The sequence below is a fragment of the Bifidobacterium apicola genome (assembly GCF_042846865.1).
In the GTDB taxonomy this organism is placed as follows: domain Bacteria; phylum Actinomycetota; class Actinomycetes; order Actinomycetales; family Bifidobacteriaceae; genus Bombiscardovia; species Bombiscardovia apicola.
Genome location: NZ_BAAFQQ010000001.1, coordinates 1,792,030 through 1,813,227, shown reverse-complemented (window position 1 = coordinate 1,813,227; position 21,198 = coordinate 1,792,030). Strand labels below are relative to the sequence as shown.

At 58.9% G+C, this 21,198-nt stretch carries 16 protein-coding genes and 1 tRNA gene; 9 read left to right on the top strand and 8 right to left on the bottom strand.

The genetic code is table 11. The features are described from left to right. The first annotated feature begins 6 nt into the window (after positions 1 to 6). The gene (gene purD, locus ACGG9J_RS07540; RefSeq protein ID WP_390135018.1) at positions 7 to 1,278 is read left to right on the top strand and encodes a phosphoribosylamine--glycine ligase; all 1,272 of its coding nucleotides are present in this window, start codon (positions 7 to 9) and stop codon (positions 1,276 to 1,278) included. On the opposite strand, the gene ACGG9J_RS07535 is transcribed toward purD, so the two are convergent. After that, entirely contained in the window at positions 1,275 to 3,410 is a 2,136-nt protein-coding gene (locus tag ACGG9J_RS07535; RefSeq protein WP_390135349.1) for an LTA synthase family protein, read from the bottom strand. The genes purD and ACGG9J_RS07535 overlap by 4 nt on opposite strands. A 168-nt stretch (positions 3,411 to 3,578) precedes the next feature. After that, the gene (locus tag ACGG9J_RS07530; protein ID WP_390135016.1) at positions 3,579 to 4,499 is read right to left on the bottom strand and encodes a metal ABC transporter solute-binding protein, Zn/Mn family; all 921 of its coding nucleotides are present in this window, start codon (positions 4,497 to 4,499) and stop codon (positions 3,579 to 3,581) included. 214 nt (positions 4,500 to 4,713) lie between these two features. On the opposite strand from ACGG9J_RS07530, the gene ACGG9J_RS07525 reads away from it, so the two are divergent. Together ACGG9J_RS07525 and ACGG9J_RS07520 are read left to right on the top strand one after the other, a co-directional pair. Next, positions 4,714 to 6,099, top strand: a complete 1,386-nt coding sequence (locus ACGG9J_RS07525) for an alpha/beta hydrolase (protein WP_390135014.1) — start codon at positions 4,714 to 4,716, stop codon at positions 6,097 to 6,099. Between the two features lie 33 nt (positions 6,100 to 6,132). After that, positions 6,133 to 8,742, top strand: a complete 2,610-nt coding sequence (locus tag ACGG9J_RS07520; RefSeq protein ID WP_390135012.1) for a bifunctional lysylphosphatidylglycerol flippase/synthetase MprF — start codon at positions 6,133 to 6,135, stop codon at positions 8,740 to 8,742. On the opposite strand, the gene ACGG9J_RS07515 is transcribed toward ACGG9J_RS07520, so the two are convergent. The 3 genes from ACGG9J_RS07515 to purE all read right to left on the bottom strand — a co-directional run bounded on the left by ACGG9J_RS07515 (position 8,714) and on the right by purE (position 10,883). Then, positions 8,714 to 9,157, bottom strand: a complete 444-nt coding sequence (locus tag ACGG9J_RS07515; RefSeq protein ID WP_390135010.1) for a Fur family transcriptional regulator — start codon at positions 9,155 to 9,157, stop codon at positions 8,714 to 8,716. The genes ACGG9J_RS07520 and ACGG9J_RS07515 overlap by 29 nt on opposite strands. A 69-nt stretch (positions 9,158 to 9,226) precedes the next feature. Further along, entirely contained in the window at positions 9,227 to 10,393 is a 1,167-nt protein-coding gene (gene purK / locus ACGG9J_RS07510) for a 5-(carboxyamino)imidazole ribonucleotide synthase (RefSeq protein WP_390135008.1), read from the bottom strand. After that, the gene (gene purE / locus ACGG9J_RS07505; RefSeq protein ID WP_390135006.1) at positions 10,377 to 10,883 is read right to left on the bottom strand and encodes a 5-(carboxyamino)imidazole ribonucleotide mutase; all 507 of its coding nucleotides are present in this window, start codon (positions 10,881 to 10,883) and stop codon (positions 10,377 to 10,379) included. Before purE ends, purK begins: the two co-directional genes overlap by 17 nt. A 180-nt stretch (positions 10,884 to 11,063) precedes the next feature. Here purE and ACGG9J_RS07500 point away from each other — a divergent pair, with 180 nt between their 5' ends. Further along, positions 11,064 to 12,959: a 1-deoxy-D-xylulose-5-phosphate synthase gene (locus ACGG9J_RS07500; protein ID WP_390135004.1), complete on the top strand. Its 1,896-nt coding sequence runs from the start codon at positions 11,064 to 11,066 to the stop codon at positions 12,957 to 12,959. Between the two features lie 45 nt (positions 12,960 to 13,004). Further along, positions 13,005 to 13,081: transfer RNA gene (locus ACGG9J_RS07495), tRNA-Arg, on the top strand. 214 nt (positions 13,082 to 13,295) lie between these two features. Here the strand turns inward: ACGG9J_RS07495 and ACGG9J_RS07490 are convergent. Beyond that, positions 13,296 to 14,006, bottom strand: coding sequence for an NUDIX domain-containing protein (locus ACGG9J_RS07490; protein ID WP_390135002.1), 711 nt, complete (start codon positions 14,004 to 14,006; stop codon positions 13,296 to 13,298). Continuing rightward, the gene (locus ACGG9J_RS07485; protein WP_390135000.1) at positions 13,960 to 15,498 is read right to left on the bottom strand and encodes a hypothetical protein; all 1,539 of its coding nucleotides are present in this window, start codon (positions 15,496 to 15,498) and stop codon (positions 13,960 to 13,962) included. The genes ACGG9J_RS07490 and ACGG9J_RS07485 overlap by 47 nt, the downstream gene beginning before the upstream one ends. A 428-nt stretch (positions 15,499 to 15,926) precedes the next feature. Between ACGG9J_RS07485 and ACGG9J_RS07480 the strand changes: the two genes are divergently transcribed. Further along, positions 15,927 to 16,520: a TM2 domain-containing protein gene (locus tag ACGG9J_RS07480; RefSeq protein ID WP_390134998.1), complete on the top strand. Its 594-nt coding sequence runs from the start codon at positions 15,927 to 15,929 to the stop codon at positions 16,518 to 16,520. 213 nt (positions 16,521 to 16,733) lie between these two features. Here ACGG9J_RS07480 and ACGG9J_RS07475 read toward each other — a convergent pair whose 3' ends face one another. Beyond that, the gene (locus ACGG9J_RS07475) at positions 16,734 to 19,391 is read right to left on the bottom strand and encodes a multicopper oxidase domain-containing protein (RefSeq protein WP_390134996.1); all 2,658 of its coding nucleotides are present in this window, start codon (positions 19,389 to 19,391) and stop codon (positions 16,734 to 16,736) included. A 58-nt stretch (positions 19,392 to 19,449) separates the two neighbouring features. Here ACGG9J_RS07475 and ACGG9J_RS07470 point away from each other — a divergent pair, with 58 nt between their 5' ends. The 3 genes from ACGG9J_RS07470 to ACGG9J_RS07460 are packed head-to-tail and all read left to right on the top strand — an operon-like array spanning position 19,450 to position 21,187. Continuing rightward, positions 19,450 to 20,202 carry a helix-turn-helix transcriptional regulator gene (locus ACGG9J_RS07470; protein ID WP_390134994.1) on the top strand — a complete coding sequence of 251 codons (753 nt, stop codon included), beginning with the start codon at positions 19,450 to 19,452 and terminating at the stop codon, positions 20,200 to 20,202. Next, positions 20,199 to 20,585, top strand: a complete 387-nt coding sequence (gene fdxA, locus ACGG9J_RS07465; protein WP_029678651.1) for a ferredoxin — start codon at positions 20,199 to 20,201, stop codon at positions 20,583 to 20,585. The genes ACGG9J_RS07470 and fdxA overlap by 4 nt, the downstream gene beginning before the upstream one ends. Further along, positions 20,582 to 21,187: a DNA-3-methyladenine glycosylase gene (locus ACGG9J_RS07460; protein ID WP_390134992.1), complete on the top strand. Its 606-nt coding sequence runs from the start codon at positions 20,582 to 20,584 to the stop codon at positions 21,185 to 21,187. Before fdxA ends, ACGG9J_RS07460 begins: the two co-directional genes overlap by 4 nt. Positions 21,188 to 21,198 lie beyond the last annotated feature (11 nt).

The window sequence follows — 21,198 nt, the reverse complement described above, 5'->3', positions numbered from 1 at the left end:
CCCATCATGGCGGACAAGGTACTGGTCATCGGGTCGGGAGCCAGGGAGCACGTTATCGCCTCCACCCTGCTGTCCGGGCCAGGGGTGGATCGGGTCTGGTGCGCCCCGGGCAACCCGGGCATGGAGCCGGACGGCATCAGCCTGCTGCAAGAGGATTCATCACAGCCTGAAAGACTGATCGCTGCGATACGCCAACTGGGGATCGACTGGGTCTTCGTTGGACCTGAGGCTCCTTTGACGGCTGGATTGGTCGACGAACTGCAAGCTGCCGGCATCCCTGCCTTTGGACCCACCAGGGCTGCGGCCCGCATAGAGGGATCCAAGGGCTTTGCCAAGGACCTGATGCGCAGGCATGGGATTCCTACCGCCGATTATGCGGTCTTCCATGACCTGAAGACAGCCAAAGCCTATGTGCGATCGCATGGAGCACCGGTGGTCATCAAGGCTGACGGGCTGGCAGCCGGCAAGGGGGTGACGGTGGCCGATGACCTTGGCCAGGCCATGCAGGCCTTGGATGCCATCTTCATCGGTCATAAGTTCGGGCAGGCCGGAGCACAGGTGGTCATCGAGGATCGGCTGGTGGGCCAGGAGTGCTCGCTTATGTGCTTCGTCCGGGGTGAGCGGTTCTGGCCCATGCCCCTGTCGCAGGACCACAAGCCCGCCTATGACGGGGATCGGGGTCCCAACACTGGCGGAATGGGAGCCTACTCCCCTCTGCCGCAATTCGGTCCGGAACTGACCCAAAAGGCCCTGGACACCATCGTTGCACCCACAGTCCGTGCCTTGGCCCAGGAAGGCAGCCCCTTCACCGGGGTCCTCTACACTGGGCTGATGATCACCGACAAAGGCCCTCAGGTCATCGAATTCAATGCGCGATTGGGCGACCCGGAAGCCGAGGTGGTGCTGCCTGCCCTGACCAGTGATTTGGGCACAGCCATCCGCACGCTGATGGAGGGCGGAGATCCGCAATTCACCTGGGACGACTCACACAGCCGCCTGGGTGTGGTCCTAGCAGCTCAGGGCTATCCCGGCAATCCTCAGACCGGAGTACCCGTACCGCTGATCGCCTCGGAGCCGGAACTCAGAGCCTACTACGCCGGAGTGTCAGGTTCGGCTTCATCTGGTCTGATGTCTTCCTCAGGAAGGACCGCCCTGGTCGTTGCCCAAGGCGACGACCTGGCCCAGGCAGCCCGTCGAGTCTATGACCGGCTGGACGGATTGTCGATGCCAGGCCTCTTCTATCGGCACGATATCGGCCACCGCGGCCTGGAAGCCTAGTTGGCCGAGCTGACCGCGCTTTCCCTGTCCTTATCCTGGTTCTGCTCTTCCTGACGGGCTTGCTCCTTAGCTTGCTCTTTGGCCTGATGCTCCATCTCAGCCTTCTGACGGGCGGCATCCGAACGGCGGGTGGGAGTGGTAGTGAAGCCGGTCCCCTGCAGGTAGTGCTTGCCGGCCATGATGTCGTACTGGATCAGTTTGTAGTCGTCCAGGAGCTGCCGGGTGGCACGGTCGAAGTCACGGGCATTCATGGGCTGGCCTTGAGCATCCAGATAGTTGGTCTGCCCCGCCGGGATCCTGTTCCAGTCCTGGATCTGGTTGGCAACCGGAGGCTCAATGGCGCTGATCTTGTCGTGCAGCTGGGTCAGGAAGGCCGTAAAGGGCGAGACCTTGGCATCCATGTGCTCGGCCGCCTGGGCCTGGAAGAAGTTGGGCGAGGAATAGGCGCTGTTGCTTACCTGCGTTCCCGAGGCATCCGAGGCTTTGTTGGACCAGATGAAGTAATCGGTCAGATGCAGGGCCAGGGAGTTGCGCTCGTCCCAGCTTGCCGTTCCATAGATGCCAGGCAGGTGATCCCCATAGAAGACCACGGTGACCGGCTTGCTCTGCGCATCCAGACTGTTCAGAAAGTCGGCAGTGGCCTGATCAGTCAGACTGACCCCCTTGGCATAGGTGCGGATGGATTGCACTTCATCGTCGCCCAAGGGCATGTTGGGATCGGAGGAGTTGACCGTGAAGTTGTTATCGTCATACCAGTCGTTGTAGGGCATGTGGTTCTGCATGGTGATGACCTCGACGAACTGGTTGCCCTTGTCGTCGCCCATCTGCTCCAGGGCGGAGTCGTAGGCGGAGCGATCCCCCACATACTGGCTGCGATCGATGCGGTCCTGGTGGGCTATCTGGTCAGGGCCTGTCAGCGAATAGAAGTGTGAGAAGCCGAACTTCTTATAGTTCTCAGCTCTGGAATACATGGAAGACTCGTAAGGGTGGAAGGCCAGTGATCTGGATGGCGCCCCCCAGGCCTGATTGACCGTGGGGATCCAGTCCAGGTGGGGGATGACCTGCTGATAGGGGGAGGTCAGCGAAGGATCGAAGTTGGCCATGGACAGGCCGGTCATGGCTTGGAACTCCAAGTTGGCCGTGCCCCCACCATAGCCGGAGGAGAGCATGAGTCCGCTGGTGGTGCCCTGCTTGACGGATCTGATATGAGGCATGGGGTCCTGGTTGAGCGCAACGCCCGGTACCCGTGTGGGATCCGAGAATGACTCGGAAAGGATGTAGACCAGGGTTGACTCGTTCATGTAGGACTTGCGGTCATGGTTGATGCGGTCAGCCGAAAGCTGGTAGCGGTGGGCCAGAGACTTCATGGCAGCACGGCTGTAGCCTGCGGGCTGGTCCATGACCTTGGGCCGCAACTGCCTGGAGAAGGACACGAAGACTCCGTTGCGCTGAGCATCATAAACCGAGTCCCACATGGAGGGTATGTCGCCCATGAACTGCGAGAAGCGATAGGCAGGGCTGCCGTAGGTGCCCACAGTAGACATGAAGAGCGCCACCACCAGGACCGGGACCGTAACCCCTACCGTACGCAGTCCAGCGCCTAGGGGCTTGTTGCCAGTGGCTACCGGACGGCCACGACGGGCATCCATCCGTGTCACCACCCAGCAGAGCACGCCGAGAACGATCAGGGCTACGACCCCCAGTCCGATCATGAGCAGGGACCGGGCCGGCAGAAAGGAGACCAGGTTGGCGGCATCAGCATGGAGGAAATTCAGATCCGAGGGCAGGATGGCCTCATAGCGGGCACGCACCTTGAACCGTTCGATGACCGCAATGACCGCACAGACAGCCAGGATCAGGCCTGATGCCGACCAGAAACGATTGGTCAGGTAGGCCAGAGCCAGGTAGACAAGACCCACAGCAAGCATGTTCAGCACCAGGACGAACCGGCGCTGGGTCCACATGGCCGAGATGAAGCCCCAGAAGCCGATCAGCGGGTTGGACAGTTCTACGCGGGAGCTGTTGAGGGATACCCCCCACTGCAGGATGCCCACAGACAGGAAGTCAATCAGGATGAAGACGAGCAGGTAGACCCACCCCCGCACCCGAAGACATCCGATCATGGCCCGCATCCAGGATGTCCACCGGCCCGGTTGACGCTTTCGATCCTTCACCGCATACTCCTGACTTTGGCGACTGGGCCCCATGGGCCGTAACCGATACCTGTGCCATTGTTCCCATCAAGGACGACAAGCCCCATGAAAACATCCCTTAGCGAACATGAAGCGCGAACAGATCCATCAGACCCTGGCGCCCGGCACCCGATGGACCAAGGCGCTGATCCAATCCTCCAGGTTTCGGTACCTTTCCGGGCGCTGCTCACTGACCTCGAAGACCGGTACATGGGCCTTGCGTGCCTCAATGGCCAGCTCCTTGGAGGTTCGATTGACTTCCTGAACGTTGAGCACCAGCATGTCCAACTGCCCGGATGCCAGCAGTTGACGGAAGGCCACCAGGTCCTCAGGAGAGGGCTCGCTTTCATTGGCGGTCGCCTGTAGGTACCCCTCGGGGGTCAGATCCTCCATACCCAGGTCATGACAAAGATAGTAGGCAGCCGATTCCGTGGCCGCGTAGTGCCGTCCCTGGGTCTGCTTGCGGGCTTTGGCAATCAGATCGTCCAGACGGGCCTGTCGACCTTGCCAGTCCTGGTAAGCCCTGTCGAAGTCGGCCGTTCGGTCAGGGCGCAACTGCCTGTATGCCTCATGCACGGCCTTGGCGGCTGCTCTCCTGCCCTGGGAGGAGAACCAGAGATGGGGGTTGTCGCCTGCCTTGCGCCCCGATGCCTTGGATATGTCCACAAGCCGGGCCTGCCCGGTTTCAGCGGCCTTGGCCGCCCAGTCGTCAATGCCTGCGCCGTTGACTATGACCAGATCGGCACGGCTGATCCGGGCGATGTCGGCCGTTGTCGGCTCATAGTCGTGGGCATCAGTAGAGGTGTTGCTCAGAATGGTATCCACCCGGGCCTGATCTCCACCCAGGTCCACGGCCAGAGACTGCCACTGGTTGATGCTGGTCACCACCTGCAGAGGACCGGATCTGGCAGCGGACGGGGACGCATCGCTCTTTCCGCAGCCTGTCAGAGAAGTCAGCAGGGTCAGTCCGACCAAAAGGGCTGCGGCCAAGCTACGGATTCGGCGAAGGCATGGTCTGCGGGCATGCATGGGTTGGAGTTCCTTCCTGACGACGACGTGCGGCCGTTCGATAAGCCTCACGAGCATTACTGAGATTGATTATCAATAAATTTACCATAAGTCAATCATTGGCCAGAATGTATGGATGCAGCCCAGCAAGAAGGTAAGCCTGTACAAATGGCAGTCAACCGCCTAGATACTCCCTATACTGAACTGCGGATACGTTTTGGCTGGAAGGAATTGCATGGGTACATGGCTGGCAAAGGTCCATTTGACCCAGGGATGGCTTCCTGCGACACTGTTCACCCTGACGGCCCTAGCCCTGGCCTTGCTGGTGCTGACCGGGCTGACCCATGGACGCTGGCGGACCCTGCTGCGGCAAGTGGCCATAGCCGTGGGCATTGGCGCGTTGGGACTGCTGGCCGCCTGGCTGGTCTCCGATGTCTTCATGCTCTTTGGGGTATCTTTGGGCTGGATGGTCATCATCACTGTGGCCCTGTGCTTCCTAGCTACCGGGTTTGCCATCTGCGTCCTGATCACTGCACGTGGATGGCGCCGGTTCCTGGCAACCCTGAGTGTCCTGCTCTGCCTGTTGTCCACCGGGCTGCGAGTCGATATCATCTACGGGGAATTCACCACCCTAGGATCCCTGTTCAACGTCACCCTCTACCCTGACTACGGGAGCCGTCCTGTAGCAAGACCGGCCATGAGCGTGGCCCAATGGCGGTCTCGGGCCTCCCGAGGCGACCTGCCGTCCTATCCGCGCACCGGCCGCTCCTACAGCGTGCGCATCTCCAATGACCGCTCACAGTTTTTGGCTCGTCCGGCCGATATCTATCTGCCGCCCGCCGCACTGAGTGAAAAACCTCCAGCCCTGCCTGTCTTCGTCCTCCTGGCTGGTCAGCCCGGCAGCCCCGATCGGCTCTTTACTGCCGGATCCATCCCGGCCATGATGGATGCTTACGCCGCCCAACACGATGGCTTGGCTCCAGTGGTGGTCTCCCCCGACCAGAACGGATCCTCATTCCATAACAGCCTGTGCGTGGACTCCCCCGTCTATGGAAAAGCCGAAACCTATTTGAGTCGTGATGTGCCTGTCTGGATCCGCGCCAACCTTCCCGTCGCCAGTCAGCCTCGACTCTGGGCCATCGGCGGATTTTCCCAAGGGGGAACCTGCTCCACTCAGCTGGGCGCGCGGCATCCCGACGTATATGGGAACATGCTCCCAGCCGACGGGGAGCTAGAACCGACCCAAGGTGGACAGGACCAGATGATCCACGACTACTTCGACGGCGACCGAAAACGCTTCCTAGGCCAGATCCCAGCCAGAGCCATCCTTGAGCGGGCTCCATCAAATCAGCGTCTGTTCACTGCCGCCGGGGCCAACGACAAAGAGTCACAACACAATATGATGGTCATTGCCAAGGCCGCCGACCAGGCAGGCATGAGCGTAAAAGCCGTTGTCACCCAAGGATCGGGCCATGACTGGCACACGGTCAAGACCGCTTGGCAACCCGGACTGGAATGGCTAGGCGAAGCCATGGGATTGGGACCCATGTCCCGGCAGATCCAAGATTTTCCGAATATTGTTGAAGCACAGATCGGTTCAACTGCCGACAGGTCAGACTAGCCGAATTTACGAGCAGAAAGAGCCGCCTCAATCATGCAGACAACGAATAAAGGATCCGGACTGATGGAGCCTTCAGCCAAGACTGTCCTTCTGACAGACTTGGCCCATTGGGCCAAACGCCACGCCTTTGCACTGGCTTTCAGCCTCGTACTGGTCCTGCTCAATCTGATCAGCTGGCTGCTGATCTGGCTGCTGCGAATCCCCGGCAGGACACGACTGGGCCTGCCCCTGTCCGACCTGATCATCCACCAGGCGCCACATCCCGTTCATGGCCAGGGGCGTCCCTCGCTTCTGTTCCAGTTCGCACGGCTGATGGTATCCCTGGTCATCACCCCCGGTCCCCTGCAGCTGGCCATAGATGTGGCTCTGGTCCTGGTTATGCTGTGCATCGCCGAGACCCGACTGGGTCGCAGGCGTACCGTGCTCGCCGCAGTCATCAGCGCGGTAGGCGGCGCGGCTGTCGGGCTGGTCATCTGTACCCTCATCAATGCCATCCAGGACCATTGGGCCTGGTTCATCCGAGTGCCCATGACACTCAGCCCCATCATCCTGGTGGTCGGATCCCTGATGGCATCAATCCCTTTCAGCGACTTTCTCTGGCGGCGCAGGATTGCCACTATAGGCTACACGGCCCTGATCTTGATCGTTTTGTATACCGGCAACCCTGGCTATTATTGTGCCCTGGCGGCGGCGCTGATCGGCCATATGACCGGTCACCTTTGGCACGGACCGGTCCAGGACGCCAATCGGCACGGCCATAGCGGCTCATACGAGACCCGCCACCTACTGGGAGCCGTCTCCACGGTTCTGGCTCTTGGTCCTCTGGTCACCGTTTCCTCCAGAATCCGTGCAGGATTCTTCACTCCGTTAGGCATGTTCCTGGGTTCGGACCCAGGCGGCAGCGCCGCCCTGTCCCGTTGCTTGGCCAAGGACAACCAGGCCAGCTGCTATGCGCAGTATGGTCTGGTCGCCGGTCGAGCGCCCACCGACGTCTCGTCCTTGATCATGCCCACCTTGGTCTTGCTAGTGGTGGCCTGGGGCATCTACCATGGCCGCCGGATTGCCGCTGTCACCGGTCTGGTCCTGAACAGCCTGACCATCGTCCTGGCCGTGCTCTACTACCTGGTTTTTCCGCTGACCATCGGCGACGGCCTGCCCCGGGCCATCCGTCACGGCGCTATCCCCTCCCTGCTGATCATCACTCTGCCGCCGCTGATTCTCAACTATTTCTTGGCGCGTAACCTGCGCATCTTCCTGGTACGGACCAAGTCCTCACGCCTGCAGGTAGGCTGGGCAGCCATCGTTCTGGCCTTCCTGGCCACAGCCATGGGCTATCTGGTCTTCACCGCGGTCAGCCCTGGCTCCTTCCACCCCTGGCCCACAACCGGCAGAGCCCTATCCCAACTGCCCGAGCTTTACCTGCCCAATGGGGTGGCCTCGCGCTTCCGTCCGGCCCTGGCGCCACGCACCCCGACGGGGATAATCGTTAACCACGGAGTAGGGCTGATCTTCTGGTTGGTGGTACTGGTAGTCCTGCTCTCGTGGATGCGCAGCTCGGTCATCCAGAACGGCAGTGAGCGTCAAGAGGCCGACAGGCTGGTCGAGTATGGAGGCGAGAGTATGTCCTTCATGACCACCTGGGAGGGCAACAGCTACTGGTTCTCTCCTAGCGGTCGCTCGGCAATCGCCTACAGGCTTTTGCACAGCATAGCCCTGACCACCACCGGCCCATTCGGCGACCCTGACGAGTATGCGGACGATCTGGACGAATTCACGCGCTTCTGCAACGCCCATTCCTGGTCACCGGTCTTCTACAGCGTTCACAAGCCTCAGCGCAATCTGCTGGCCGCTCGTGGCTGGTCCACGCTTACAGTCGGCACGGAGATGGTGGTAACCCCCAGTCTTTGGCAGACCAAGGGCAAGAAGTGGCAGGACATTCGTACAGCCATCAACAAGGCCAAGCGCGACAACATCACCGACGTGCTGACCACATTCAACGATGCCTCCTGGGACGTCCAATCGCAGATCGTGGACATCTCCGAGCAGTGGGCCGAGCTCAAGGCGCTGCCTGAGATGAAGTTCACCCTAGGCGGTCTGGATGAGCTGAGGGACCCGCGCATGGCCATCCTCTACGCCGTGGATGACCGGGGGAAGGTGTTGGCCGTGACCAGTTGGATGCCCACCTACCGCCAGGGCCAGGTGATCGGCTGGACCTTGGACTTCATGCGGCACAGGACCGACAGCCCAAACGGAATCATGGAGTTCCTGATAGCGCGCATGGCCGAACGGCTGCGCGACCAGGGCACGGCGGAATTCATGAGCCTATCGGCCGCCCCGCTGGCCGGCATGGACAGCAATGAAGATAGCCAAGATGATCAGAGCGAAGATCGGACTGCCTTCTTGCAACATGCCCTGCATCTGGTGGCCGATCTGATGGAACCGGCCTATGGCTTCAGCTCGCTCTTCTTCTTCAAGAAGAAGTTCCAGCCCAGTGAGCACCCCGTCTATATCTGCTATCCCGACCCGGCTCAGCTGGCACAGATCGGACTGGCCGTAGTCCAGGCCTATCTTCCTAATCTGAAGGCTTCACAGGCCTGGGACGCCATCAAGACCATCATGCCCAAGGGCCGGGAGGATCGCTGACGCCCGCCTGATCGGATCGGTTACGACAGCTGCTGCACAGGCCATAGACCTCCAAGGTATGCGAGGAGACTGTAAAGCCATGTTCAGCCGCCACGGCCTTCAGCCAGCCATCGTCCGGCGGGCTGATCTCCACGGTCCTGCCGCAGCGCTCGCAGACCAGATGATGATGGTGTTTTCGCTGGGCCAGGCAGACCCGGTAGAGACGGATGCCTCCATGCTCAATGCAGTCCAGACTGCCGGACATATGCAGGGAGCCCAGCTGACGATAGACTGTGGCCAAACCGATTCGCTGGCCCTCATCGCAAAGAAGCCTGTGCAGCTCCTTGGCTGAGACGAAGTCGTTCTGGGCCTGAAGAACCCTCCAGATGGCGTTCTTCTGCCGCGTCCGGCGACCGACGGATGAGTCAGCGTTCATGATTAGACACACTCCTTGGGCTCCCCCAAGCCTACATCCGGATTGCCGATACAGATGTAAGGATTCGGTTCAGTCCAGGTCGGACCAGCAACCTGTGGCATCTAGTTCCCGGGCGGTTCTCTCAGGATTGTCGGTCAGCACCGTCAGATGCCCCATCTTGCGGTCGGTGCGCACCTCGGCCTTGCCGTAATCATGCAGGAACCACTCGGGGTGCTCGCCCAGCAGCCTTCTGACCGGGGCCACATGCTGGCCCAGAACGTTGACCATGACCGCGGGGCTGAGCAGGCGAGGATTGGACAGAGGCCATCCGGCGATGCCCCGAACATGGGCATCGAACTGGTCCATGGAGCAGGCCTCAATGGTGTAGTGACCTGAGTTATGGGGCCGCGGAGCCAATTCATTGACCACCAGACCACCATCGGGCATGACAAAGAGCTCAAGGGCCAAGGTTCCGGCCAGTTTGAAGCCGTCGGCGAGAGTCAGAGCCATGTCACGCGCCCGGTCGGCCATCGCAGGCTCGACTTTGGCGGGCGCCAGAGTCATGTGCAGGATGTTGTGACGGTGTTCATTGCGCACCATGGGGAAGGTGACATAATCCTTCCCGTTGCCCGAGACCAGTATCGAGGCCTCGAAGGCGAAGTCCACGAACCCCTCCAGAACAGAGGGCGGAAAATCCCGGCCTTTCATCCGTGTCTTCAGGGCTCGAAGATCCTCATTCGTGCGCAGGACCGCCTGGCCGTGGCCGTCATAGCCGCCGGTTCGCGTCTTGAGCACAGCGGGCATCCCCAGCTCTTGCAGGGCTGCGTCCAGCTGATCAAGACTGTCGACCTGCCTCCAAGGAGCTGTATCTATGCCATGGCGGTTGATGAAGGTCTTCTCATGGACCCGATCCTGGGTGACCCTGAGCAGGTCGGTCCCCTGAGGGATGGCCACGCGACCCCTCACCTGGTCCAGTGCGTCGGCATCCACATTCTCGAATTCGTAGGTGAGCACATCGCTGCGTTCAGCAAGCCGCTTGAGAGCATCGAGATCACCATAGTCGGCTGTCTCCTGAAAATCGGCCACCTGGGCCGCAGGAGCATCGGTAGTGGGATCCAGCACACCGATGCGGAATCCATGGTAGCGGGCGCTCAGCGCCATCATCCGTCCCAGCTGGCCGCCGCCCACGATCCCGATGACGGACCCCGGCTCCAGGTGATCGATTTTCCCCTTGGTCTCCTCAGACAAGCTTGGCATTGGAAGCCTCCACGGATCGGGCCAGCTCGGCACGGTAGTCATCCAGTGCCTGAGCCAGTCTTGGATCATTGATGGACAGAATCGAAGCCGCCAGCAGACCGGCGTTGGTGGCCCCTGATGCTCCTATAGCGGTAGTCGCCACCGGAATACCAGCAGGCATTTGGACGATGGACAGAAGTGAATCAACTCCACTCAAGGCATGGGATTGCACAGGCACCCCGATGACCGGCAGCGTGGTCTGGGCCGCCACCATACCAGGCAGATGGGCTGCTCCCCCGGCCCCGGCGATGATGACCCCTATGCCCCGGCTCCGGGCCTGATTTGCGAACTCCGCCATGCGCCCAGGTGTGCGATGGGCGGAGATGACCTCCTTGGTGTAGACGATGGCAAACCGGTCCAGCATCCGACAGGATTCCTTCATCGTCTCCCAGTCGCTTGATGATCCCATGATCACTGCGACGCGTGCCCCTTCATGTGTATTGTCAGCCATCGGCCCTCCAATGTTCATGCACATTCGATACTACGCAAGACCGGGGAGAAGCCGCCCAATCGTGACGGTCCTATGGATGTAAGGGCCGGGCCTGGTGAACATCAGGCTCTCAGCAGCTCCAAACCGCTGCTCCGGGCCTAGAATCATTGGATTGCATCACAGAAAACAGACAGGAGGGCTATGGGCAAGCTTCTGGACAGCATCGACTCCCCGCAGGATCTGAAGGTTCTCTCCTTGGAAGAGCTGAATCGTCTGGCCGACGAGATCCGTCAGCTGCTGATCCGCTTCTGTCGACGCCACGGCGGCCACCTGGGCTCCAACCTGGCCACCATCGAACCCATTATTGCCCTGCACCGCGTCTTCAATATGCCTCATGATCATCTGATCTTCGACGTCTCCCATCAGGCTTACACCCACAAGATCCTGACCGGTCGGCGCCGGGCCTACACGGACCCTGACCCTCGGGAGGATTTGTCCGGATTCACCTCGCCTAAGGAGAGCCCTTACGACGATTTCATGCTGGGGCATACCGGCACCTCCATCGGCCTGGCCTGCGGGATGGCTGCACAGCGGGATGCAACCGGCGGCAAGGCCAACATCATCGCTTTCATCGGCGACGGCTCCCTGAGCAGCGGACCGGCCTTCGAGGGGCTGGACTGGGCTGCCGAACAGGGAGGCAACCTGATCATCGTGGTCAACGACAACGAGATGTCCATCGCTGAAAACCATGGAGGACTGTACAAGAGTCTGGCGGCCCTGCGTGCCAGCGGGGGACGCAGCTCAGACAATCCCTTCCGCTCCCTTGGACTGGACTACCGCTACGTGGAGGAGGGCAACCAGATCAAGGACCTGATCGGGGCCTTCCGTCAGGTCAAGGACACCGACCATCCGGTAGTGGTCCATATCCACACCCGCAAGGGCCTGGGATTAGGGCAGGGCAGTCAGGGGCAGATCGGCCCGTCTTCCATATCTCAGAGCGATGGACAAACAGCGCATATGACTTCCCTGCCTGATTTGCCCGCTGAAGGCCCGGTGGAGGCCAACCACTGGCAGGACGGCTTGGACTCTCTGAATCGCCTGCCCAATTCACGAAAGACCTATGGAAGAATGGCCATGCAGGCCCTCGAGGCCAGATTCCCGCAGGAGCCAGGCCTGGTAGTAATCTCCCCCGCCACGCCGCTGTCAAACGGCATCGATCCCGACTTCCGACAGCGGGCCGGAAGCCACTACCGGGACGTGGGCATCGCTGAATCCCACGCAATAGCTTATGCCGCAGGCATCGCCAAGGCCGGAGGCACTCCCGTGGTGGCCACCTCGGCTACTTTCTTCCAGAGGGCCTACGACCAGATCGAACAGGAGATGGCCTTGAATGGCAGCGCAGTGACCCTGCTGGTTTTCTCTACAGGCGTTGCCAAAACCGATGCCACGCATTCAGGTACGGCCGACATGGTCATGATGCGAGGCATCCCCAGGCTGACCTGCCTGGCTCCGACCAGCGGGGCCGAGTTTCTGGACATGCTGGCCTGGGCCACTGGCCCGGCTCGGCAGCCGACGGTCATCAGGGTGCCCGGCGAGCGCACGCTGGCGACAGAACGGGCAGGCAAGCCTATAGCGCGATCTTCAGACCCTTCGAAGACCGATGCTGAATGCGGATCGGACGCTGCTCCCTGGAATCGCTATCGCATCCTGCAAGAGGGCAGGACAGTAGCCCTGCTGGCTCTCGGCGACGCCCTGCCACTTGGCCGTGACCTTGCTGTTTCCTTGGAGATGTCCATGGGGCTGAAGCCCACACTGGTGGATCCTCATCGCTATGACCGCTTGGACGAGCATACCTTGGATGCCCTGGCCAGCACCCACTCTCTGGTGGCCACTATCGAAGACGGTCAACTGGACGGCGGCTGGGGACAGGCCGTGGCAGCCTACTACGGGCCTTCTCAGGTCCGCACGCTGTCCTTCGGAGCGGCCAAGGAGTTCAACGACCGGGTTCCCCAAGCCACCCTGTTGGAAAAATATGGCATGACCGTTCCTGCAATGACTCGAGCGATATCTGATGCCCTAGTCGACCAGGCTTCATAGATCTGACCCGCCGGTGGACCCCTGGCGGGTACAATGAAAGGGTTTGGCCCCGTAGCTCAGCTGGATAGAGCAACTGACTTCTAATCTGTAGGTCGAGAGTTCGAATCTCTCCGGGGTCACCAACTGTGTTCTCCCTGCTTATCTTCTCGCAGCAGGGAGTTAAGTTGAGCTCAAATCCCCCAAAATAATGCACGAGTCGGAATAATGAGCAAGAGACTCTCAACAGTTGACGACTACCGACACTGGTTTGTTCATGGTCGGCAATTTGCAATATCAGACGCGTGAGCAGTCCGAACTTTGCGCAAAAGACCGAAAATATGCAGATCACACAAAAACTCACCGGCTGAGCTTATCAATCTCCCTTATTGAGAATGCAGCTATGGTAGGCCCATCAATAATCCGCCCGTCACGAATCATGTTGGTTATATCATCTGACCGCAGCCATTGCAGATCCTCCAGTTCCCAATCACTGTCGTGGCGGCCGTTATCGGCTTTGGAAATAGACGAAACGTCATCAAGCCTTATTTCCATCACCCGCACGTCGTCTTGGAGCACTCCGGCATCGGCATGAAGCCTATGCAGCTGACGGACGGCGTCAGGCTGAGCCCGCAATCCTGTCTCTTCACGCAGTTCGCGAATGGCTGTAGCCTGAGGATCTTCATCTTGCTCCCCCATGCCTCGCGGAAATTCCCACAGCCAGTCTTGAACGGCAACCCGCCAATGGCGAGCAATCAGGTAAAAGTCCTCTCCCCCTTGTTGCATGACCGTCACGCAGACGACGCCTGGTCGACTCTGTTTGACGGATGCCACATGCAAGGTCATGCCAGCACCCGTTTCTTTTACCTTGACATCGACCGCAGTCACGGTGAAATCGGCACCCCCAGCTTCCTCGAAGACCTTGCGACGCCTTATTTCCTGTAAAGGGCCCACGCGCCCCTGCTCATCTGCATCTTTCACAGCCACCTTCTTGATCGATGATTTCGGTATGCTCAAACATGCTTTACCGTTGAGCGAATACCATGGTTTGTGTTGCCGAATGCTGGTCATATATCCACTCCATCATTGTCAGCAACTCGGGAAAAACCTCAATGAACCAGGCCGCAATCAATATCAGGATTATGGACATCGAGCCTGAAAAAATAACCTTGTCACAGATAACAGATATTGAGGCAATGATCAGAGTTGCAATAAACTGCTTAATGATTTTTGAGTTGTCTCGCCCCCGATCCAACTGTGATGCCGACTTTTGCACACAATAAGCGATGTTGCGAATATACCGATGCTGCGCAGAGGCAGGAGCGTCCAGCCTACACTGGCGCCACTGCTGTATCGCGTTTCTTGACTGATAACAGAACTCCGCAAAGCAGACGGAAGGCATCTGTCCCAATAATTCCGTGACTTGGCCTGACAGCATCAATGAGCGCCCACCTGTTCGGCCTGCATAACGCTCATACGAATTCGGCTCGCTTTGCACGGCCATAAGGCAGCAGTCTAGGTAATCCGCCATGGCTAAGCGGTAGACGAATTGGTACCAATCCACCAGCGTTTGCTGATCGCATTCCATGGTTCTATTGCACCCAACCGTGCCTACAGGCAAGGCGGACTGCCTGATAAGCGCAAAAGCCTTGGACCTCCTCGGTTCATGGCTGATCTTGTCCAACACCTCCAGAAAGGTGGTTTTTTCTGTCTCGTTCGCCCGGGATGTTGAACACCAAGTTCGCAGACAATCGGCGTTTTCACTGACAACGGGTAGAAAGGCATCATCAAAATTACGAGAGTTTTCAGAATTCAGCTCGCTCAGAGAATCCTGTGCCTTATACCTGATGAGACCTTTCCGCTCCGCGTCAATCCATTCCTGCCAGCGCTGAGCAAGCATTCGACAGGAGCCGTCAGACGGATCATCATGGCAATACGCATAGTACAAGCAAGCGATATTCTCAGCTATCGACCAATGCTCCCTTGCATGCTTACCTAAGACGGCCCTGGCCTGTGGAGCGAATCGTTGACTTTCTTCAGGGGTGATCGTCTTCTGTAAAACCTGATATTCCAGCGGACACAGCGTACCTATATCCGGCAGGCTGCCCCTCTCTTCCCCAGTTGAAAGTCGATGCTGCGTATCGCAGGGCTCTGTGGTGAATCGCAGCAGGCATTGCTCCAAGGTCGGCTGTCTGCCAGATACGGTGAGAAAAGGCTTCTCATAACCGCTCTGCCCCAGAAGATCAAAAACGACATCAGGACCGAATGCCAGAAAATAGATGCCATCGAAGAGCTCTGCATCAGTCACAAGCACATGGGGACTATACAGAAATGCGGTTCTGAGAATGCCGGCAAATCGTTCAAGAAACTCCGGATGTTGCTGGATGGTTCTCTCGCAGTTGCTCAGCCCCCCAAGATCACCTGACCAGAACCGCCAATCCACCTTTTGAACGCACTTTTGATCGCACTTGCACCGATCCCTGACCCTATTCCAATCGTTCAGCTGTTCCTCCGAATCGAAATTGGTCAGCATTATGGCATCCGCACGCACGCTCTGGCTCATGTCTATATGCTAGACCTCCTTCTTACCGGTTCATTGAGCATGATCTCGTTCTAAATCGATAACTGCTGCCAAGCAGATGAATCATCCAATCGCGCATTTCAAGGGGACCGACCTGCATCTGCTCTGGCAATATTTCTCATGCTTTTGTTCTCTTCGAGGAAGACCTCATTTGGCACAAGCTCCGTCTTGATGCACCTATCAAAGTCGGCGGTTGGATGAATTTTGGTCTATACATTGCGTTAACCAAACCTGTCATTGTCTGTTTGCGTGCGCTCTCAGAATTATCTGACGTCACTTATGCCAGGCAAGGATCGATGGGCGACGAATTCTTTTACTCTGCCTCTGTCGCGACTTATCTGAACTGGTCTCAATGCCAAGCGTTCCCGGGGAACCAAGCCCTCCTGGCGATATAATGGTGTATTCCGGCAATGAGGTCCACAGGAAAGGCAGCCATGAACGATTGGAATCAACCAATAGACCATCAAACAGGGGACAACCAAGACCCGGCTCAGGCAAGCGGGAATTACTCCGGCTACAGCGGATACGGCCAACAATCGTCCAGCTACAGCTACGGGCCTGCTTCACAGCAGGGAAATCCCTCTGAAGCAGCCAATGGGTATCCTAACGCAGATCCGTCCTGGCGGACTTCGAACGCCCCAGGAGGATCACAGAATCCCTACGACCAAACCGCGTATATGCCACAATCCAACGGCAGCAGCGAACCGACCCAGGTTCAACCTTGGCAGCTCCAAACCCAGTATGTCAGCGGACCGGGCATGTCGAACAAGTCGAAGGTCACGGCAGCCATCCTGGCTTTCTTCCTAGGCGGCTTCGGCATACACAACTTTTATCTGGGCAAGACCGGGCGAGGGGTCGCCCAGCTGCTGATCACCATTTTCGTCCTCTTTATCGGCCCTCTCATCTCTTCGATCTGGGCCATCGTAGAAGGCGCACAGATTCTTGGCTCACATCCAGGCTCGCCCTACCATATGGATGGCAAGGGACTCCAGCTGCAGGATTGAAAGCGCACGGATCCAGCCCACAGCGGCCTTGCCTGTCTGAGGTTCCCTTGAATGCTTTTGCATCTCTAACCTTCTCCGGCCAAGGACGAAAGATAATCAAACGGGCACGTCGCAGAAGACCACGCAGGCACACCCTTCCACAAGGTCAGGGATTGGATCTTCCCCGAAACTCGGCGAACATCAGGACAGAACAACAAATGCCGATTGACCACCTCATGACACCCGCAGGATGCCATGGGCGCCTTTTTCGGCCAGGCTCATGATGTGGTTGACTATGGAATAGTCGCCCGGCTGATCGACCTTGAGCTCAACAAAGCCGCCTTGGGCCGGCAGCAAGGGCAGGACCTGCGCTCCGGCTGATGAGGCAGCACCAGGGTCCACTCCTGAGCCTCCGCCTATCAGATAACGTCCCTCAGTCCAGACCGTATCGAACTGGGTTCCCACGATGTGGAAGGACAGCGGCTGGTTGGGTCCTGCGTCCAGAACCCAGATGCGGACCCTTTGTCCCTTCTCCAGCTTGAGGGGATGGGCATCATATTGAAAGGCCCGTCCGTTGAAGGCCATGATATCCGGGCTCATGGCCGCCACCTTTTCAGCATCGGCGGTCCCTCCATTGGACCCCAGATAAATATCGGACTGGACAAGAACATATTCAGCAGCCACTGGCGGCAGATTGCCGTCATCCACAACCACAGCCCCATACATGCCATTGGCTATATGGTTTGACATGGGGTCGCTGCTGCAGTGGTACATCCAAATGCCAGCCCAATCAGCGGTGAAGGTGTATAAGAGCTCCTTGCCGGGTTCTATATTGCGCATCATGGTCTGCGGAACAGCCGGACCAGCATGAAAGTCAATGGAATGGCTCATGCTTCCCTTGTTTCTGATGGTTACTTCAAAGGTGTCTCCCACCCGGCCCCTGAGCACCGGGCCCTGAGCCAAGGGCCTCGACCCCTTATCCCGCGGATCGCCCGCGTCATCGAAGCTCCAGACCGTGCGCTCAAGCCCTGCCGCCACCTGCTCCTTACGTTCCTTGACATCCAGAGTGTACTTTCTGGTTCCAGCCATCTCCTGGTCATCCAGGGGCGGAAGAGTGGCCTTGGCGGGATCGCTCTTCTCAGCCTGCGACTTGAGCTTGGCTGCCGAAGGGGCCTGGTTCATGGTCATCTTCCCAACGGAGGACTGACCTTGCTCAGCAACGGCTCCACCCTTGGTTTTGACCTTGAGCTCCATGCCCATCTGACGGTGTCCTGCCAGCGAGCACCATCCTAATGTGTCGCCGCCCAGGACGCCCACGTCGACCGAGACGCTCTGACCTACAGGTACGGATCCCGTGCTCTTGCCATTGGCGAAGACCAAGTCGTGCCGCTGATCTCCGGTGTTCTGAAAATCTACAACCAACCGGTCGCCTGCATCGATGGTGATGGTATCCGGCACAAAGGCCATCCCCTTTACCTTGATTGAAGCTCTGCTGGTGTGCCCGGTCGACTGAACGCTCTTCGGCGATGCGTCCTGAACACCTGCAGCACTAGGCGCTGCCCCTACCGAGACCGCAAGAGTTGGCCGCACAGCCATCAAAACCACGGCAGCCACCAGAACCAGCACAGTAGCCGAAGTGGCAACCAGATCCGTCCTCAGGGCCAGGGTCCCCACATGTTCGGTTTGCGAGTCCTCAGGCTGACGACGACGGTAGCGCTTGAATGCCAGGACCTGCTTGCCACGAGCAGCCAAATAAACCACGGTCAGCATCATGGAGAGGATTCCCAGGACATTCAGCAGGTTCCCCGCCTTCCATAAGGGCGTGTAGAGCCGGATGGCTCCAAGAAGCCTGATCAGCAAGCCAACCTGCATAAGCGCCCAGGCACCCCAGAGGAGAGGGTGAAAAGGCAGGGGCCTGCGAATGACCGAGGGGACGATCATGCAGACATGGGCGATGACCATGGTCATGATGAATCCCACAGCCAAGGCATGCAGCGCCATATCGCCCCAGTAAGTGCTGGAATCCAAGGGTGCCGCCATCCATATGAGGGCAGCCAGAAGTCCCCAGGCGTAGGCCGACAGCATGCAGGTGCCCATGAATCCCGGCAGGCCGCCATGACGGAAGGTGCCCTTGGCGACGTCGTGACTGGCCATGACCAGGAGAAGCAGGCCCAAAGCCAACCCCAGAAGCGGATAGCCGACCGAAGGCGCCATGGCTTGAACAGGCAGCATCAGGACGGTCAGGAGGCTCAGACCCAGGATCCCCGATTCAAGACGGATATCCGAAAAGACTGCCCTGGCCAGTTCCACCCGCTCCCCGACGATGGTCAGAATCAGGAAAAAGAGCCAGGTTGGAGCCAAAACCGAGGCATCCAACCCTGCAACCCAGCCAGCGGCCCCGACCAGACCCACCAAGGATCCGAGGACCTGTATGAGCACCTCGGCAGAAGGCTGCCGATGCCAGATAGCCAAATACATGGCTGTCAGGACCAACATGGATAAAGTCCACGGAATGCCGCCAAAAAACTCAACCCTGACCCACGACGGGGCAGCAGCGCGGCTTGAAACTATCAGCGACAGCAGACAGAGCAGGGATCCCAGCAGACCCAAGGCAGGAGCAAGAAATCCCCAGGAGGGCTTCTCGGATCCGCCGCTGCGATAAGCCACTGCCCTCTCAAGACCAATGGCAGCGCCCAAAAACCCATAGACCATGAGCCCGCCGTGCAGATCAGCCAGAGGCACCCTGTCTGCAGGGTGGATCAGGTCCGCACGAATCAGCGCCGCTATAAGGCCAAGCAGTGCAGCCAGACCTGCGCCTATGAGAAGGGCCATCCTGGATCTGGGCAAGGCCGTTCTGCCACCGGACTTGCGCATCTTCTGGCCGTTCTGCATGGGTCTGTCCGCCTTGTCCTGGGTTGATAATTGATTTGATAGTTATACAATTTAATCGATGAGTCAGGAAATTCAAGCCCGCAAGCAATGGGTCCAAGCCCCATCCAGGCGCAGAAGCGGGGAAGAGATTCGCTCCGCAATCTTGGATTACCTGCATACAGCAGTCGAACGGACCGGCACAGGTCTTACCGCACAGCAAATCGGGTCAGCCTTCGGCATCCATTCGACGACCGCTCGTTTCCATCTCGAACGTCTGGTCGAACATGGCGAGGCAGTCCGCCAGAGAAGAGACAGTGCTGGTCAATCAACCGGTCGAGGCAGGCCGGCTGTCATCTACTCCCCCACATCGGTGAACCAGGCCAGGGAGGATCTGATATCCTCGCTCTGCACGGCTCTGGAGACTGCCTGCCCGGATACCAGAAGCAGGAATAGGGCCGCGCTGAGAGCAGGTATGGACTGGGGACGAACCCTGGCCGGACAGAGCGGGGGAAATGCAGAAAAGGACATGCCATCGAGCATCACCGAGACACTGCTGGATGCTCTGACCGCCCTGGGTTTTGCTCCGGTGAGAGCGCAACCGAATGCCTCAAGCCTGTATCTGACTTCCTGCCCCTTCCTGGACAGCGTCAGCAGCCATCCCATTATCTGCACAATCCATTTGGGCATGGTCCAGGGGCTCGTAGATGGCAGAAGCAAGAAGGCCAGCGACAAAAAGGCCAGCGTATCGTTGAAGCCCTTGTCCTCGCCAAAAGGATGCTTCCTGAAAGCAGCGAAAGCAGATAGCCGATCAAAAAGGAGAGTAAAGCAATGACCTATGTGATCGCCCAGCCCTGCGTGGATGTCAAGGACAAGGCCTGCGTGGACGAATGCCCGGTGGATTGCATCTACGAGGGCCCCAGAAATCTGTATATCAACCCCAACGAATGCATCGACTGCGGTGCCTGCGAGCCTGTCTGCCCCGTGGAGGCAATCTTCTACGAGGAGGATCTGCCGGAGGAATGGACCTGGTTCAAGGATGCCTCCGAAGACTTCTTTGCTCAGGTCGGCGATGCCGGCGGCGCCCAGGCCCAGGGGCCCTACGATCACGACCATCCGCAGGTCGCTGCCCTGCCCCACCAGGATAATTTCGTCTGCATTCAGCCGGAATCACGCGGCCAGCGCGCGGTCTGGGTCCGCAAGGACCAGACCGAATGAAGCCCGGTTCAAGCCAGGACGATCACCTGGTCTTCCCAGACTTTCTGGACCGGCCTGTAGATCAGGCCGCCCGAATGCTGCTGGGCTGCCTGATCATCCGGGACTACGAGTCGGATGGGGCGCAGGCCCTGGTTCGGATCGTGGAAACCGAAGCCTATGATCAGAATGATCCGGCCAGCCATGCCTACCATGGTCGGTCGGCCCGCAACGACGCCCTTTTCGGCCCCTGCGGACATATGTATGTTTACTTCATCTATGGAATGCACTACTGCTTGAACATCTCCTGCCAGGAGGACGGATTCGGGGCCGGTGTGTTGATTAGAGCCTGCCAGCCGGTGCAGGGTCTGGATCTTTTGCGCAGCCACAGACACGGCCGTCACCCTGACCGGGATCTGACCAATGGACCTGCCAAGCTCTGTCAGGCATTGGACATTGACAAGCGCCACTACGGCCATGACCTGAGAAACCCGCCAATCCGTCTGGCGACTGCGTGTCTGGCCCAGAACGAGATCATCACGGCAACCCCCCGAATAGGCATATCCCACGCCAAGGAAGCCCTACGGAGGTTCGTCATCGCCGGCAACCCCTACCTGTCGCAATAAGTGGACGAAAA

What these genes read in the sequence shown, in the direction of transcription:
- purD (WP_390135018.1), top strand. Translation starts at nt 7, where the DNA reads ATGGCGGACAAGGTACTGGTCATCGGGTCGGGAGCCAGGGAGCACGTT.
- ACGG9J_RS07535 (WP_390135349.1), bottom strand. Translation starts at nt 3,410, where the DNA reads ATGCGGGCCATGATCGGATGTCTTCGGGTGCGGGGGTGGGTCTACCTG.
- ACGG9J_RS07530 (WP_390135016.1), bottom strand. Translation starts at nt 4,499, where the DNA reads ATGCATGCCCGCAGACCATGCCTTCGCCGAATCCGTAGCTTGGCCGCA.
- ACGG9J_RS07525 (WP_390135014.1), top strand. Translation starts at nt 4,714, where the DNA reads ATGGGTACATGGCTGGCAAAGGTCCATTTGACCCAGGGATGGCTTCCT.
- ACGG9J_RS07520 (WP_390135012.1), top strand. Translation starts at nt 6,133, where the DNA reads ATGCAGACAACGAATAAAGGATCCGGACTGATGGAGCCTTCAGCCAAG.
- ACGG9J_RS07515 (WP_390135010.1), bottom strand. Translation starts at nt 9,157, where the DNA reads ATGAACGCTGACTCATCCGTCGGTCGCCGGACGCGGCAGAAGAACGCC.
- purK (WP_390135008.1), bottom strand. Translation starts at nt 10,393, where the DNA reads ATGCCAAGCTTGTCTGAGGAGACCAAGGGGAAAATCGATCACCTGGAG.
- purE (WP_390135006.1), bottom strand. Translation starts at nt 10,883, where the DNA reads ATGGCTGACAATACACATGAAGGGGCACGCGTCGCAGTGATCATGGGA.
- ACGG9J_RS07500 (WP_390135004.1), top strand. Translation starts at nt 11,064, where the DNA reads ATGGGCAAGCTTCTGGACAGCATCGACTCCCCGCAGGATCTGAAGGTT.
- ACGG9J_RS07490 (WP_390135002.1), bottom strand. Translation starts at nt 14,006, where the DNA reads ATGACCAGCATTCGGCAACACAAACCATGGTATTCGCTCAACGGTAAA.
- ACGG9J_RS07485 (WP_390135000.1), bottom strand. Translation starts at nt 15,498, where the DNA reads ATGAGCCAGAGCGTGCGTGCGGATGCCATAATGCTGACCAATTTCGAT.
- ACGG9J_RS07480 (WP_390134998.1), top strand. Translation starts at nt 15,927, where the DNA reads ATGAGGTCCACAGGAAAGGCAGCCATGAACGATTGGAATCAACCAATA.
- ACGG9J_RS07475 (WP_390134996.1), bottom strand. Translation starts at nt 19,391, where the DNA reads ATGCAGAACGGCCAGAAGATGCGCAAGTCCGGTGGCAGAACGGCCTTG.
- ACGG9J_RS07470 (WP_390134994.1), top strand. Translation starts at nt 19,450, where the DNA reads ATGAGTCAGGAAATTCAAGCCCGCAAGCAATGGGTCCAAGCCCCATCC.
- fdxA (WP_029678651.1), top strand. Translation starts at nt 20,199, where the DNA reads ATGACCTATGTGATCGCCCAGCCCTGCGTGGATGTCAAGGACAAGGCC.
- ACGG9J_RS07460 (WP_390134992.1), top strand. Translation starts at nt 20,582, where the DNA reads ATGAAGCCCGGTTCAAGCCAGGACGATCACCTGGTCTTCCCAGACTTT.